The organism is Vogesella margarita, assembly GCF_028548475.1.
Lineage (GTDB): Bacteria > Pseudomonadota > Gammaproteobacteria > Burkholderiales > Chromobacteriaceae > Vogesella > Vogesella margarita.
On record NZ_JAQQLE010000004.1, the window covers coordinates 1 to 13,586 of the forward strand.

At 63.0% G+C, this 13,586-nt stretch carries 11 protein-coding genes; 7 read left to right on the plus strand and 4 right to left on the minus strand.

Features of this window, described 5'->3' with window-relative positions; translation table 11 throughout:
• Both PQU96_RS06355 and nadB read left to right on the plus strand, forming a co-directional pair.
• Positions 1 to 213: hypothetical protein (locus tag PQU96_RS06355; protein ID WP_272771421.1), on the plus strand; the 213-nt coding region annotated here is incomplete at its 5' end.
• Between the two features lie 115 nt (positions 214 to 328).
• Positions 329 to 1,912 carry an L-aspartate oxidase gene (gene nadB, locus PQU96_RS06360; RefSeq protein WP_272771422.1) on the plus strand — a complete coding sequence of 528 codons (1,584 nt, stop codon included), beginning with the start codon at positions 329 to 331 and terminating at the stop codon, positions 1,910 to 1,912.
• Between the two features lie 51 nt (positions 1,913 to 1,963).
• Here nadB and PQU96_RS06365 read toward each other — a convergent pair whose 3' ends face one another.
• Positions 1,964 to 4,243, minus strand: coding sequence for a PAS domain S-box protein (locus PQU96_RS06365; RefSeq protein ID WP_272771423.1), 2,280 nt, complete (start codon positions 4,241 to 4,243; stop codon positions 1,964 to 1,966).
• Positions 4,244 to 4,434: 191 nt separating this feature from the next.
• Between PQU96_RS06365 and PQU96_RS06370 the strand changes: the two genes are divergently transcribed.
• The 5 genes from PQU96_RS06370 to PQU96_RS06390 all read left to right on the plus strand — a co-directional run bounded on the left by PQU96_RS06370 (position 4,435) and on the right by PQU96_RS06390 (position 10,150).
• Complete coding sequence (locus PQU96_RS06370; protein ID WP_272771424.1) at positions 4,435 to 5,433, plus strand: TRAP transporter substrate-binding protein; 999 nt, start codon at positions 4,435 to 4,437, stop codon at positions 5,431 to 5,433.
• 80 nt (positions 5,434 to 5,513) lie between these two features.
• A complete protein-coding gene (locus PQU96_RS06375) occupies positions 5,514 to 6,125 on the plus strand; it encodes a TRAP transporter small permease (RefSeq protein WP_272771425.1) in 612 nt (203 codons plus the stop codon).
• Positions 6,122 to 7,405 (plus strand): TRAP transporter large permease, encoded by a 1,284-nt coding sequence (locus PQU96_RS06380; RefSeq protein WP_272771427.1) that lies wholly within the window; start codon positions 6,122 to 6,124, stop codon positions 7,403 to 7,405. Before PQU96_RS06375 ends, PQU96_RS06380 begins: the two co-directional genes overlap by 4 nt.
• Positions 7,406 to 7,545: 140 nt before the next feature.
• Complete coding sequence (locus tag PQU96_RS06385; RefSeq protein WP_272771429.1) at positions 7,546 to 9,822, plus strand: NADP-dependent malic enzyme; 2,277 nt, start codon at positions 7,546 to 7,548, stop codon at positions 9,820 to 9,822.
• Positions 9,823 to 9,904: 82 nt separating this feature from the next.
• Positions 9,905 to 10,150, plus strand: a complete 246-nt coding sequence (locus PQU96_RS06390) for a PhaM family polyhydroxyalkanoate granule multifunctional regulatory protein (protein ID WP_272771431.1) — start codon at positions 9,905 to 9,907, stop codon at positions 10,148 to 10,150.
• A 55-nt stretch (positions 10,151 to 10,205) separates the two neighbouring features.
• Here PQU96_RS06390 and PQU96_RS06395 read toward each other — a convergent pair whose 3' ends face one another.
• The 3 genes from PQU96_RS06395 to argE form a co-directional block, all read right to left on the minus strand.
• On the minus strand, positions 10,206 to 10,700 hold the full coding sequence (locus tag PQU96_RS06395) for a hypothetical protein (protein WP_272771432.1): 495 nt from the start codon (positions 10,698 to 10,700) through the stop codon (positions 10,206 to 10,208).
• 67 nt (positions 10,701 to 10,767) lie between these two features.
• Entirely contained in the window at positions 10,768 to 12,150 is a 1,383-nt protein-coding gene (locus PQU96_RS06400) for a sodium-dependent transporter (RefSeq protein ID WP_272771433.1), read from the minus strand.
• 265 nt (positions 12,151 to 12,415) lie between these two features.
• Positions 12,416 to 13,579, minus strand: a complete 1,164-nt coding sequence (argE, locus tag PQU96_RS06405; RefSeq protein ID WP_272771434.1) for an acetylornithine deacetylase — start codon at positions 13,577 to 13,579, stop codon at positions 12,416 to 12,418.
• Between the last annotated feature and the right edge of the window lie 7 nt (positions 13,580 to 13,586).

Here is a 13,586-nt window from a genome sequence, read left to right on the forward strand (position 1 = left end):
ACAGTGCAAGTATTTGGCTTGGCCAGACACTTACACCTATCGGTTATTCGTTTTGTTAAAGAGCAGTGCTGCGTCGCGTTTCGTTTGCGGCGTCAGCTGAGGAGACGAACTATAGCGAAGCCGGCTACCGGCGTCAACATCCCGCCACGCACTTTATCGCACAAAATCGGCAAGTCGTTGATTTCACAACCAGTACACCGCCAAGAAAAATGAAAAAGGTTGGCCGCAACGATTCTTTGGTGTGGTGCAGCACGCGACTGGCGATTCTGCTAATCTTGCTTTTTTGTTTCAGCGCGTGCTTTCACCACGGTTTCAGAGCGATTCGACAATGACAACACTGAAGTTTGATGTCCTGATTATTGGTAGCGGCCTGGCCGGCATGACCCTGGCGCTGCATCTGGCCGAGCATTACGAGGTCGGCCTCATCACCAAGCGGGATTTGCTGGAGGGCAGTTCTTCTTATGCACAAGGTGGTATAGCCGCAGTGCTGGATACCGGCGATTCGGTCGCCAAGCATATCGATGACACGCTGATCGCCGGCGCCGGGCTATGCAACGAAGAAACCACCCGCTTCATCGTCGAGAATTCGAAGGATGCCATTGACTGGCTGGTGGACCTCGGCGTACCGTTCACCCGGGATGCCAGTCACCAGACCGGCTTTCACCTGACCCGTGAGGGTGGCCACAGTCATCGCCGCATCATCCACGCCGCCGATGCCACCGGCGCGGCGGTGACGTCCACCCTTGGCCAAAAGATCAAGGCTCACCCGCGTATCCGCGTGCTGGAAAACCATATTGCGGTCGACCTGATTACCGGCAAGAAGCTGGGGCGCAGCGAGAACCGCTGCTATGGTGCCTACGCACTGGACAAGGATCTGGACGAGGTGGTGACCATTGCGGCCAACCATACCATCCTCGCCTCCGGCGGCGCCGGCAAGGTCTACCTCTATACCACCAATCCGGACACCGCCACCGGCGACGGCATCGCCATGGGCTGGCGTGCCGGCTGCCGGGTCGGCAATATGGAGTTCATCCAGTTCCACCCGACCTGCCTGTATCACCCGCACACCAAGTCGTTCCTGGTCTCGGAGGCGGTACGCGGCGAAGGCGGCATCCTGCGCCTGCCGGACGGCACCCGCTTCATGCCGCAGCACGACGAGCGCGCCGAGCTGGCGCCGCGCGACGTGGTAGCGCGCGCCATCGACTTCGAGATGAAGAAGCACGGCCTCGACTGCGTGTATCTGGACATTTCCTACAAGCCGGCCAGCTTCATCCAGGAGCACTTCCCCAATATCTACGCCCACTGCCTGGAGCTGGGCATCGACATCACCCAGCAGCCGATTCCGGTGGTACCGGCGGCGCACTATACCTGCGGCGGCCTGGTCACCGACCTGGAAGGTCGCACCGATGTGGAGGGCCTGTACGCGGTCGGCGAGGTCGCCTGCACCGGCTTGCACGGCGCCAACCGTCTGGCCAGCAACTCGCTGCTGGAGTGCATGGTGATCGGCAAGGCGGCCGCGGCCAACATCCTGGCGTCGAAGACGGTGCCGCTGCCGGCGATTCCGGACTGGGACGACAGCCGCGTCACCGACCCGGACGAAGAGGTGGTGATCTCGCACAACTGGGACGAGCTGCGCCGCGCGATGTGGGACTACGTCGGCATCGTTCGCACCAACAAGCGGCTGGAGCGGGCGCTGCACCGCATCAACCTGCTGTCGGAAGAGATCAACGAGTACTACAGCCACTTCCACGTCAGCAACGACCTGATCGAGCTGCGCAACCTGGTGCAGACCGCCGAACTGATCGTGCGCTCTGCCCTGCTGCGCAAGGAGAGCCGCGGCCTGCACTTCAGCCGCGACTATCCGCAGACCGACGCCACCTGCCACGACACCGTGCTGACGCCGGCAGGCTGAGCGACACAAGGTTGGCCGCAGCCATTGCGGCCAACCTTTGCCCTCGTCCGGCTACTGCGCGCCGTTGTGGCCGGACAGCGGCAGCGTGAACCAGAACACGCAGCCACCGGCCAGCGTGTCGCTGACGCCGAATTCGCCGTGGTGGAATTCGACGATGGAGCGGCAGATGTTGAGGCCGATGCCCATTCCGTCCGGCTTGGTGGAATAGAACGGCGTAAACAGGTTGTCCTTCACTTCCTGCGCCAGCCCCGGCCCGCTGTCGCTGACCTCCACCCGCCAGAAGCGCTCGCCGGCCTCGGTGCGGATCGCCACCAGCGGCCGCCGCACGTCGGCCTCACGCATCGCCTCCACCGCGTTCTTGATCAGGTTGAGCAACACCTGCTCGATCAGCACCGGATCCATCTGCACCGTCACCGGCTTGTTGCCCGGCTCCCACAACAACTGGGCGCCGTACTTTTCCGCCAGCGGCAGCGCCAGCGCATGGGCGCGCGACACCGACAGGTCGGGATCGGCACTCTCCAGCTGCGGCGCGTGTTTCTTGACGAAGGCGCGGATGCTGTTGACGATCTGCCCGGCGCGGCGCGCCTGCTGCACGATGGCCTGGATTGCCTCCAGCACGCCATACTGCTGCTGTACCGCCTCCGGCAGCCGCCGCGACACCCCGGCGGCGTAGGTGGAGATGGCGGTCAGCGGCTGGTTCAACTCGTGCGCGAGACTGGACGCCATCTCGCCCATCGCGATCAGGCGCGAGGTGGTCTGGAAGCGCTCGTCCTGCGTTCGCGCCCGTTCGTCGCGCTGACGCTGCTCGGTAACGTCGACCAGCATCGCCAGCCACGCCTCCTCCTCGTTGACCCAGCTGATCTTGCGGTACTGCAGCTGGAACCAGTGCTCGTCGTGATCCGGCGAGAACTCCAGCGACATGCGTTCCGCCGGCGTCGTACTGGCCAGCCCCGGCAGCATCGGGCAGTACGCCCCCGTCGGCTCGAACTGAGCCCACATCTCGGCAAAGGCCGGATTGGCGTACAACAGCTGCAAGCTGGCACCATCGACCACGCACAGGCCGACGTCGAGACCGTTGAGCACCGTCAGGAAGCGCTGGTGCGAATAGTTGAGCGCCAACCGCTTCTTCTTCAGCTCGGTGATGTCGTACAGCGACGCCACCCAGCCGCTATGACGCCCGTCATTGCCGCGCAGCGGCGTGGCGTAAAAGCGCACCTCGAAGCGCTCGCCGTCGCGATGGCAGAACGGCAGCTCGAAGCCGTGCTCTGGCAATTCGCCACTTAGCACCGCCTGCATTGCCGCCTGCAACAACGCCTCCTCTTCCTGTGGCCAGAAGGAATACGGCGGCGACTGGCCGACCAGCTCGGCCGCCTCCAGCCCAGTCAGCTCGCAGAAGGCGCGGTTGACGTGCACGATCCGGCCACGCAAATCCAGCGCCAGCAGCCCGCTCTTCATGCTGCTCTCGATCGCCTGGCGCAGCATCATCTCGTGCTGCAACGCCTTTTCTGCCTGCGCCCGCTCGCGCACATGGCCACGGATGCGCCACAGCGAATACAGCAACGCCAGCGTCAGCAGTCCGATGAAACTGGACAGCACCGGCAGCGCCAGCCCGACACCGGCGCGGTAGCTGACCGCGCGCAGGCTGAGACCGTAGCCCGGCGGATCGAAACTGATCTGGTGGAACAGCGTGTTGCGCGGCGGCGTCTGCTCGAACTTGCTGGCCAGCGCCTTGCCCTCCAGATCCACCACGCTGATGTGGTATTGCGAGGCGATCCACCACGGCACCTGGTGGTTCAGCAGCCCCGCCATGTCGTAGACGATGCGCACCCCGCCCTGATAGCGGCCGTGCACCAGCACCGGCACCGCCAGATCAAAACGGTATTTGCCGTCCGCGGCACGGTACGGCGCGCCGAACACCGGCCGTTTCAGACGCTCGGCGCGCCACAGCGCGTCGTAGCTGCCGCCATCCAGCTGCTGGCCACCGTTGGCCACACCATTGGCATCGAGCAGCACGCGGCCGCGGCCATCCACCCACTGCACTTCCGCGATCTCGCGGCTCTCGCGCCGCAACAGGCTGGCGGCGGCGACAAAACGCTGCTGCCCCGCTTCGCCGCCCTGCAGATCCGGCGTCATGCTCTCCACCGTCTGCTGATGCCCTTCCAGATGCAGACGCAGGCTCTGCTCCAGCCACAGCAACTCCTGCACCAGGCTGTCGCGCTGCTCGTCCACCCAGTCGCGATAGACCACGGAATAAAGCCCGGCCAGCGCGGCCAGCAAGGCAACCAGGGTCAGCGCCACCCCCAGCCACAGCAGGCGGGGCGAGGTTTTCAAGGGGGGAGTATCGATGACACGCATACGGGGGACCTGAGGCAAGCACGATCAATCATTAGGGAAAACCCCAATGCGGAAGTCCCCAATGGCAAGCCCCCATCGCGGGAACTAATGTTGATCGGGTGAACAGTCCGCTTGTCTGACACGGACGATAACACGCACAACACGACAAATAACAGGAGAGTACCGAGATGAAACTGAAATATGCAGCCCTTGTGATTGGCGCCACTTTCGGCCTGGCCGGCGCAGCCCACGCCGCCGATTTCGTGATCAAGTTCAGCCATGTGGTGGCACAGGACACCCCGAAGGGCAAAGCCGCCGAATACTTCAAGAAGCTGGCCGAACAGCGCACCAAGGGTCGCGTTCAGGTGCAGGTATTCCCCAACAGCCAGCTGTACAAGGACAAGGAAGAGCTGGAAGCGCTGCAGCTGGGCGCAGTGCAGATGCTGGCCCCGTCCCTGGCCAAGTTCGGCCCGCTGGGCGCCAAGGAATTCGAGGTGTTCGATCTGCCGTACATCTTTGACAACTACGACGAACTGCACAAGGTCACCCAGGGGCCGATCGGCATGCAGCTGCTGGCCAAGCTCGAAAACAAGGGCATCAAGGGCCTGGCCTACTGGGACAACGGCTTCAAGATTTTCTCCGCCAACAAGCCGCTGAAGTCACCTGCCGACTTCAAGGGCCTGAAGATGCGCATCCAGTCGTCCAAGGTGCTGGAAGAAGAAATGCGCGCGCTGGGCGCCATGCCGCAGGTGATGGCCTTCTCCGAGACCTATCAGGCGCTGCAGACCGGCGTGGTGGACGGCACCGAGAATCCGCCGTCCAACATGCTGACGCAGAAAATGCACGAAGTGCAGAAGTACGCCACCGTGACCAATCACGGCTACCTGGGCTACGCGGTGATCGTGAACAAGAAGTTCTGGGACGGCCTGCCGGCCGACATCCGCACCACACTGGATGGCGCGATGAAGGAGGCCACCGTCTACGCCAACAAGATCGCCCAGCAGGAAAACGAAAGCGATCTGGCCAAGATCAAGGCCTCCGGCAAGACCCAGGTCTATGTGCCGACCGCCGCGGAACGCGCTGCCTTCAAGAAGGCACTGGTGCCCGTGCACACCAAGATGGATGACCGCATCGGCGAAGGCCTGGTTCAGCTGATCTACAAACAGACCGGCTACACCCCGAACTGAACCATCCCTGACTGACTGAAGGTTGGCCGCATTTCCTGCCTGGCATGCGGCCAACCTTTGTCTTAACCGGAGTCACTATCATGAAATTCCTCGACCATCTCGAGGAGTGGCTGATTGCAACCCTGATGGCGGCGGCAACACTGATCACGTTCTTTGCAGTGGTGCACCGTTACGGCAGCGGCATCGAGTCACTTCAACCCTATCTCGCGCACATTCACACCAGCTGGGCGCAGGAACTCACCATCTACCTGTTCGTGTGGATGGCCAAATTCGGCGCCGCTTACGGCGTGCGCACCGGCATCCACGTCGGCGTCGACGTGCTGATCAACAAGCTGTCCGACAAGAACCGCGCCAAGTTCATCGTGATCGGCCTGCTGGCCGGCGCGCTGTTCACCGGCATCGTCGGCACCCTGGGCGCCACCTTTGTCTGGGAAATCGGCCACACCGAACAGACCTCGGCCGACCTGGAACTGCCGATGTGGCTGGTCTACCTCGCCGTGCCTTGCGGCTCCTACCTGATGTGCTTCCGCTTCCTGCAGGTGATGGTCAATTTCCTCAAGACCGGCGAGCTGCCCAAGCACGACCACAGCCATGTCGAAGGCATGGACGACGTCACCGAAGACAGCAACTGGTTCTCCATGGACGACAACCTGCATCCGCACGACGTAAGCAATAAAGGAGGCAAGCCATGAGCGCCCTCATCATTTTCGGCCTGCTGCTGGTGCTGATGCTGACCGGTATGCCGATCTCCATCTCGCTCGGCCTGACGGTACTGACCTTCCTGTTCACCATGACCGAAGTGCCGATCGAGGCGGTGGCACTCAAGCTGTTCACCGGCATTGAGAAGTTCGAGATCATGGCGATTCCGTTCTTCATCCTCGCCGGTAACTTCCTCACCCACGGCGGCGTGGCGCGGCGGATGATCAACTTCGCCTCGTCCATGGTCGGCCACTGGCATGGCGGCCTCGGGCTTGCCGGCGTGGTGGCCTGCGCGCTGTTTGCCGCGGTATCGGGCTCCAGCCCGGCCACCGTGGTGGCCATCGGCTCCATCCTGCTGCCGGCGATGGTGAAGCAGGGATTCCCCAACAGCTTCGGCGCGGGCGTCATTACCACCTCCGGCGCGCTGGGCATCCTGATCCCGCCGTCCATCGTGATGGTGATGTACTCGGTGGCCACCAACACCTCGGTGGGCCAGCTGTTCATGGCCGGCGTGATTCCGGGCCTGATGCTGGCGGGCTTCCTGGGCCTCACCACCTGGTACCGGGCGCGCAAGTTCAACTACCCGCGCCTGCCCAAGGCGACCTTCAAGCAACGCATCAAGGCACTGCGCGAGTCGATGTGGGGCCTGTTCCTGATCGTGGTGGTGATCGGCGGTATCTACACTGGCATCTTCACCCCGACCGAAGCCGCCGCGATGTCCGCCGTGTACGCCTTCATTGTCGCCGTGTTCATCTACAAGGATCTGACGCTGAAGCAGGTGCCCAAGGTGCTGCTCGATTCGGCCAGCATGTCTGCCATGCTGCTGTACATCATCACCAACGCGGTGCTGTTCTCCTTCCTGATGACCAGCGAAGGCATCCCGCAGGCGATGGCCAGCTGGCTGATCGACGCCGGTCTCGGCCCGATCGCCTTCCTGCTGGCGGTGAACGTGATCCTGCTCTTGGCCGGCAACGTGATGGAGCCGTCGTCCATCGTGCTGATCTTCGCGCCCATCCTGTTCCCGGTGGCAATGCAGCTGGGTATCGACCCGGTGCACTTCGGCATCCTGATCGTAGTCAATATGGAAGTCGGCATGTGCCATCCGCCGGTCGGTCTGAACCTGTACGTGGCCTCCGGCATCACCAAGATGGGCATCACCGAGCTGACGGTGGCAGTCTGGCCGTGGCTGCTGACCATGCTGGTTTTCCTCGGTCTGGTGACCTATGTGCCGATGATCTCGCTGTGGCTGCCCAAGACCCTGGGCATGATGTAACAAGCCTGTTGGCCGCAAAACGCGACGGAACCTCCCCGTCGCGTTTTTTGTCCGACATGGCATAGCCTGCACCCGAGGGTTGGCCCTATAATGTCAGCCCTCTCCACACCCTCATGAAATAATAATCAGGAGCCAACAGAATGGACGAGCAACTGCGCCAAGCCGCACTCGATTTCCACCAGTTCCCACAGCCGGGCAAGATCCAGGTCGCCCCTACCAAGCCGCTGGCCACCCAGCGCGACCTGGCCCTTGCCTACTCGCCAGGTGTGGCAGCACCATGCGACGCGATCGTTGAAGATCCGCTGAACGCCTACAAGTACACCGCCCGTGGCAACCTGGTTGCCGTGGTCACCAACGGTACCGCCGTGCTGGGTCTGGGCAATATCGGCCCGCTGGCCGGCAAGCCGGTGATGGAAGGCAAGGGTGTGCTGTTCAAGAAATTTGCCGGCGTCGACGTGTTCGACATTGAGCTGAACGAGAACGACCCGGACAAACTGGTCGACATCATCTGTGCGATGGAGCCGACCTTCGGCGGCATCAACCTGGAAGACATCAAGGCTCCGGAATGCTTCTACATCGAGAAGAAGTGCCGCGAGCGCATGAACATTCCGGTGTTCCACGATGACCAGCACGGCACCGCCATCGTGGCCGCCGCCGCAGTGCTGAACTCGCTGCGCCTGGTGGACAAGGACATCGGCAGCGTACGCGTGGTGGCCTCCGGCGCCGGCGCCGCCGCCATCGCCTGCCTGGAGCTGCTGGTAGCGCTGGGCGTGAAACGCGAAAACATCACCGTCTGCGACTCCAAGGGTGTGATCTACCAGGACCGCGACGACAAGATGGACGAATCGAAGAAACGCTTCGCCATCCCGGACAACGGCCAGCGCAAGCTGGCGGACGCCATGGTCGGCGCCGACATCTTCATGGGTCTGTCCGGCCCGAAACTGGTTTCCCAGGACATGGTGAAGTCCATGGCCGCCAACCCGGTGATCCTGGCCATGGCCAACCCGGAACCCGAAATCCTGCCGCCGCTGGTGAAGGAAGTTCGCCCGGACGCCATCATCGGTACCGGCCGTTCCGACTTCCCGAACCAGGTGAACAACGTACTGTGCTTCCCGTTCATCTTCCGTGGTGCGCTGGACGTGGGCGCCACCACCATCAACGAAGAGATGAAGCTGGCCACCGTGCGCGCCATCGCCGATCTGGCCATGGCCGAGCAGAACGACGTAGTGGCTACCGCCTACGGTGACCAGGAGCTGTCCTTCGGCCCGGAATACGTGATTCCGAAGCCGTTCGACCCGCGCCTGATCGTGAAGATCGCCCCGGCCGTGGCCCAGGCCGCGATGGACTCCGGCGTTGCCACCCGCCCGATCGCCGACATGGATGCCTATGTCGAGCAACTGGCACAGTTCGTGTACAAAACCAACCTGTTCATGAAGCCGGTATTCACCCAGGCGAAGAAAGCCAAGGCACGCGTGGTACTGGCCGAAGGTGAAGACGAGCGCGTGCTGCACGCGACCCAGGAAATCATCTCGCAAGGTCTGGCCTACCCGATCCTGATCGGCCGTCCGAGCGTGATCGAGAAGCGTATCGAGCGCCTCGGTCTGAAGATGAGCGCCGGCGTCGACTTCGATCTGGTCAACAACGAGTCCGATCCTCGCTTTGCCGAATACTGGAAAGAGTACTACGAGCTGAGCAAGCGTAAGGGCGTGTCGCAGGAACAGGCGCGTCGCCGCGTGATCGGCAACACCACCCTGATCGCCGCGCTGATGGTGCGTCGCGGTGAAGCGGATGCCATGATCTGCGGCACCTACGGCCCGTATCGCCAGCACTTCGACATCATCGAGAACGTGATCGGCTATGCCCGCCAGGACAAGGTGGCCGGTGCGATGAACGCGCTGATCCTGCCGACCGGCAACATCTTCATCGCCGACACCTACGTGAACCCGAACCCGGACGCCGAGCAGCTGGCAGCGATCACCGAGATGGCGGCACAGTCGGTACGCCGCTTCGGCATCAACCCGAAAGTGGCCCTGCTGTCCAACTCCAGCTTCGGTACCTGGAACTCGGAAGGCGCCTGCAAAATGCGCGACGCGCTGGCTCTGGTACAGGAAGCGCATCCGGAACTGGAAATCGACGGCGAAATGCAGGGCGATGCCGCGCTGATCGAAAGCATCCGCCAACAGGCGATGCCGGACAGCACGCTGAAGGGCGCGGCCAACCTGCTGGTGATGCCGAACGTGGAAGCGGCCAACATCAGCTACAACCTGCTGCGTGTTTCGGCGTCCGATGGCGTGACCATCGGCCCGATCCTGATGGGCATGGCCAAGCCGGTGCACATCCTGACTCCGATCTCCTCGGTACGCCGCATTGTCAACATGGTGGCCCTGGCCGCGGTGGATGTACAAGCAAATGGCTAAACGCCGATAGTGGTTATACTGAACGGGTGAACGTCATGTTCACCCGTTTTTTTATGTTGCGGCCAACCTTGTGGAGATTCCGATGAGCGCCGATTTCAATCCTGCCGATCCGTTCGCCCTGTTCCGCCAGATGATGCAAAGCGCAACCCCGCCGGGGGCGCAGCCCTTCCTGCCGCCGATGAGCGAAGAGGAAATCGACCGCCGCATGGCCGAGCTGCGCGTGGTGGAAACCTGGCTCACCATGAACCTCGGTGCGCTGTCGATGCAGCTGCGCACCCTGGAAATGCAAAAGGCGGCCCTCGCCGCCCTGCGCCCGAAAAGCGAATAAAAAAACGTTGGCCGCAACAGCTTGCGGCCAACGTTTGCTTCACGACGCGACCGGTTCAGCCCGCCAGTGCCGCGATGTCGAAACGGCAGGGATTGAGCGGCGTTTCCCCGTGCGGGATGCGGCTGGCGCGGCGTTCGTACTGCAGCCACAGCTGGCGCCGCGCCGGGGTATCGAACATCCGCGCATGCAGCTGGTCGAGGAAGTGCAGCATGGTCTGGGCATCGACGCGGGCCTTGCCCAGCGTCTGCTCGCCCAGCACACAGGACATCGCGTAACGCACCTGCGTCACCTCCGGCCCCAGCCTCGCCGGATCGGTCTGCCGCACCGCGCGCTGCCACGCCCGCGCCAGCTGACTGCTGGCGGCAAACGCTGCTGCATTGCCGGCAAAGCGCGCGGCAATCATGTCGCCGACGTCGTCACGCAGCAGGTCGCCATTGCGATCCGGCGGAAACACGGACTCCGCCACCGGCAGGCGCGGCTGCGCCAGAAACAGTAACAGCGCACCGCCACTGGCTGCGGCAACGGCACTGATCAGCAATCGGCCCGCCATCCTCTTCTCCCGCTCCCGCGTGTCCTGTTGGTTAGATCGCCGACACGGCCGCGCATGCCCCGCCGTATTACAGCAGCCCCAGCCCCTTCAGCATCACCAGCAGGATCAGCAGCGGGGTCACGTATTTCAGCAAGCCATACAGCAGCTGCACCACGACACGGTTGTGCAGCACACCCTCGTTCGACAGCGCCGCCATCATCTTGTCCTTGCCCCACACCCAGGACACGAACAGGCAGATGAAGATGCCGCCTATCGGTAACAGGATGGACGACGACACGAAATCGAACAAGTCGAAGAAGGTCATGCCGAACAGTTTGACGTCGGCCAGCACGCTATTGGACAGCGCGCAGCTAGAACCGATCACGCCCAGCAGCAACAGGTTGATCAACGTCGCCTTGGCACGGCTGATGCCGAAACGGCCCACCATCACCGACACCGGCACCTCAAGCAGCGACAGCATCGCACCGGTGGCCGCTACCGCCGACAGCACGAAGAATAGCACCATGAACAGGTGCCCCATCGGCATGCTGGCGAACACCGCCGGAATGGTGATGAACAGCAGCGACGGCCCGGCTTCCGGCTTGAAGCCGAAGGTGAACACCGCCGGGAACACCACGATGCCGGCCAGCATCGACACGAACAGGTCGGCGCTCATCACCCGCACCGTGGTGGCCGGAATATTCTGGTCGTCACGGAAATAGCTGCCGTAGGTCATCATGGTGCCCATGCCGATCGACAGCTTGAAGAACGCCAGGCCCATCGCGATCAGCGCCACTTCGGCGGTGATCTTGGAGAAATCGGGGGCGAACAGGAAGGCCAGCCCCTGCGCCGCGCCCGGCAGCATCAGGCTGCGCACGCCCAGCACCAGCAACAGGATGAACAGCACCGGCATCAGCTTCTTGGTGACCGCCTCGATACCCTTGGCCACGCCCAGCAACAGGATGCCGCCGATGAACAGCAGCACGCCCCACTGCCACAGCAGCGACTGCAGCGGATCGGACACCAGCGCACCGAACGCGGCCGAGGTCTGCGCCGGATCCTTGCTCAGGATATCGCCGCCGATGGCCTTGAACACGTAGGCGAACACCCAGCCCGCCACTTCGGAATAGAACGACAGGATCAGAAACGCCGCCAGCACGCCGGAGGCGCCGATCAGCCACCAGTACTGTCCGGCCGGTGCCAGCACCCGCAGGGTGGTGACCGCATCGGCCTTGGCTTTGCGGCCGAGCATGATCTCGGCAATCATCACCGGCAGGCCGACCAGCAGCGTGGCCAGCAGGTAGACCAGCAGGAAACCGGCGCCGCCGTTGGCACCGGTGACATAAGGAAACTTCCAGATATTGCCCAGCCCGACCGCGGAGCCGAGCGTCGCCGCCAGCACGCCGAAGCTGCTGGTAAAGGCATCCCGAGCCTGACCCGCGGGTGTCACGGGTTGCGTAGTTTGTTTCATGGTTTGTCCCACCTTGAAATGACAACAAGCCCGCCGCCGTGGATAACGGCGCGGGCATCACTCTCCACCGCAATGGAGGGTCGGGATTTTGAAGGGGGAACGAAAGACAGTAAAGAAGATTCTTAGAGCGTGTTCATGATCTAGCGAGCTAGAGCGAGACAAGGCGAAAACGGCTGAGGAAGCGGAGTTGACATGGGGTCAATGAGCATTCCGAAGCCGTTTTCAACGCAGTATCGCCGAAGCGCAGCAGATCGTGAACAGGCGCTTACAGCCCCGCCGGACACACAAGGCGCCCGGTCAGCCGCAACAGCCAGTCGCGGCACAGCGCCAGCTGCCCGAGTTCGACATACTCGTCGGGACGGTGCGCCTGCTCGATCGAACCGGGGCCGCACACCACCGCGGCAATGCCGGCCTCGGCAAAGCGGCCGGCCTCGGTGGTGTAGGCCACCGCCTCGCCACGGCAGCCGTGGCACAGCGCGTCGACATGCTGGCGCACGCTGCTGTCGGCGTCCGATTCGAACGGCGGGCAGTTGACCAGCGGCTCGAAGCTGATCGCCGCCTCCGGCGCCACCTGCTGCATCTCCGCGCTCAGCAGTGCCGCGTAGTCGCGCACCGAGTCGACGAAGCGCTGGTGATTATCACCCGGCAACCAGCGGCACTCGAACACGAACTCGCAATCCTTGGGCACGATGTTGGCCGCGGTGCCGCCGTGAATGACGCCGGTCTGCAAGGTGGTGAACGGCACGTCATACAGCGCCTGGCGCATACCGAAACTCTGCTCGGCATCGGCCAGCTTGCGGATGTGCACGATCAGCTTGGCGGCATACTCGATGGCATTGACGCCCTTGGGCGTCAGCGAGGAGTGCGCAGCGCGACCGAGCACGCGGCAACGGTAGTGTGCAATGCCCTTGTGCGCGATCACCGGCCGCATCATGGTCGGCTCGCCGATGATGCAACCCTCGATTGGCAGCTGGCGCTGCTGCAGGTCGGCAATCAGGCGCCCGACGCCCAGGCAGCCGACCTCCTCGTCATAAGACAGAGCGATACCGATGGCGCGCTGCAGCTGGCCGGCTGCGGCCAACCTTGTCCACTCTTCGACCAGGGACAGCACGCAGGCGATGAAGCCTTTCATGTCGCAGCTGCCGCGACCGTAGAGACGGCCCTCGCGCTCGCTCATGACAAAAGGGTCACTCTGCCAAACCTGGCCGTCGACCGGCACCACATCGGTGTGCCCGGACAGCACCACGATCGGCAACGCCGGACCCCCGATCACCGCGAACAGGTTGGCCTTGTCGCCGGCATCGGAAAAGGTCAGCGTGCTGTCCACGCCAAACTGCGCCAGATAGTCCTTCACCCACCGGATCAGGGCCAGGTTGGACTCACGACTGGTGGTATCAAAAGCGATCAGTTGGGCGAGGATGGTTTGCATGGTGCGA

Bases quoted from the DNA above. Each gene is read 5' to 3' on its own strand.
- nadB (WP_272771422.1), top strand. From the start codon at position 329: ATGACAACACTGAAGTTTGATGTCCTGATTATTGGTAGCGGCCTGGCC.
- PQU96_RS06370 (WP_272771424.1), top strand. From the start codon at position 4,435: ATGAAACTGAAATATGCAGCCCTTGTGATTGGCGCCACTTTCGGCCTG.
- PQU96_RS06375 (WP_272771425.1), top strand. From the start codon at position 5,514: ATGAAATTCCTCGACCATCTCGAGGAGTGGCTGATTGCAACCCTGATG.
- PQU96_RS06380 (WP_272771427.1), top strand. From the start codon at position 6,122: ATGAGCGCCCTCATCATTTTCGGCCTGCTGCTGGTGCTGATGCTGACC.
- PQU96_RS06385 (WP_272771429.1), top strand. From the start codon at position 7,546: ATGGACGAGCAACTGCGCCAAGCCGCACTCGATTTCCACCAGTTCCCA.
- PQU96_RS06390 (WP_272771431.1), top strand. From the start codon at position 9,905: ATGAGCGCCGATTTCAATCCTGCCGATCCGTTCGCCCTGTTCCGCCAG.
- PQU96_RS06395 (WP_272771432.1), bottom strand. From the start codon at position 10,700: ATGGCGGGCCGATTGCTGATCAGTGCCGTTGCCGCAGCCAGTGGCGGT.
- PQU96_RS06400 (WP_272771433.1), bottom strand. From the start codon at position 12,150: ATGAAACAAACTACGCAACCCGTGACACCCGCGGGTCAGGCTCGGGAT.
- argE (WP_272771434.1), bottom strand. From the start codon at position 13,579: ATGCAAACCATCCTCGCCCAACTGATCGCTTTTGATACCACCAGTCGT.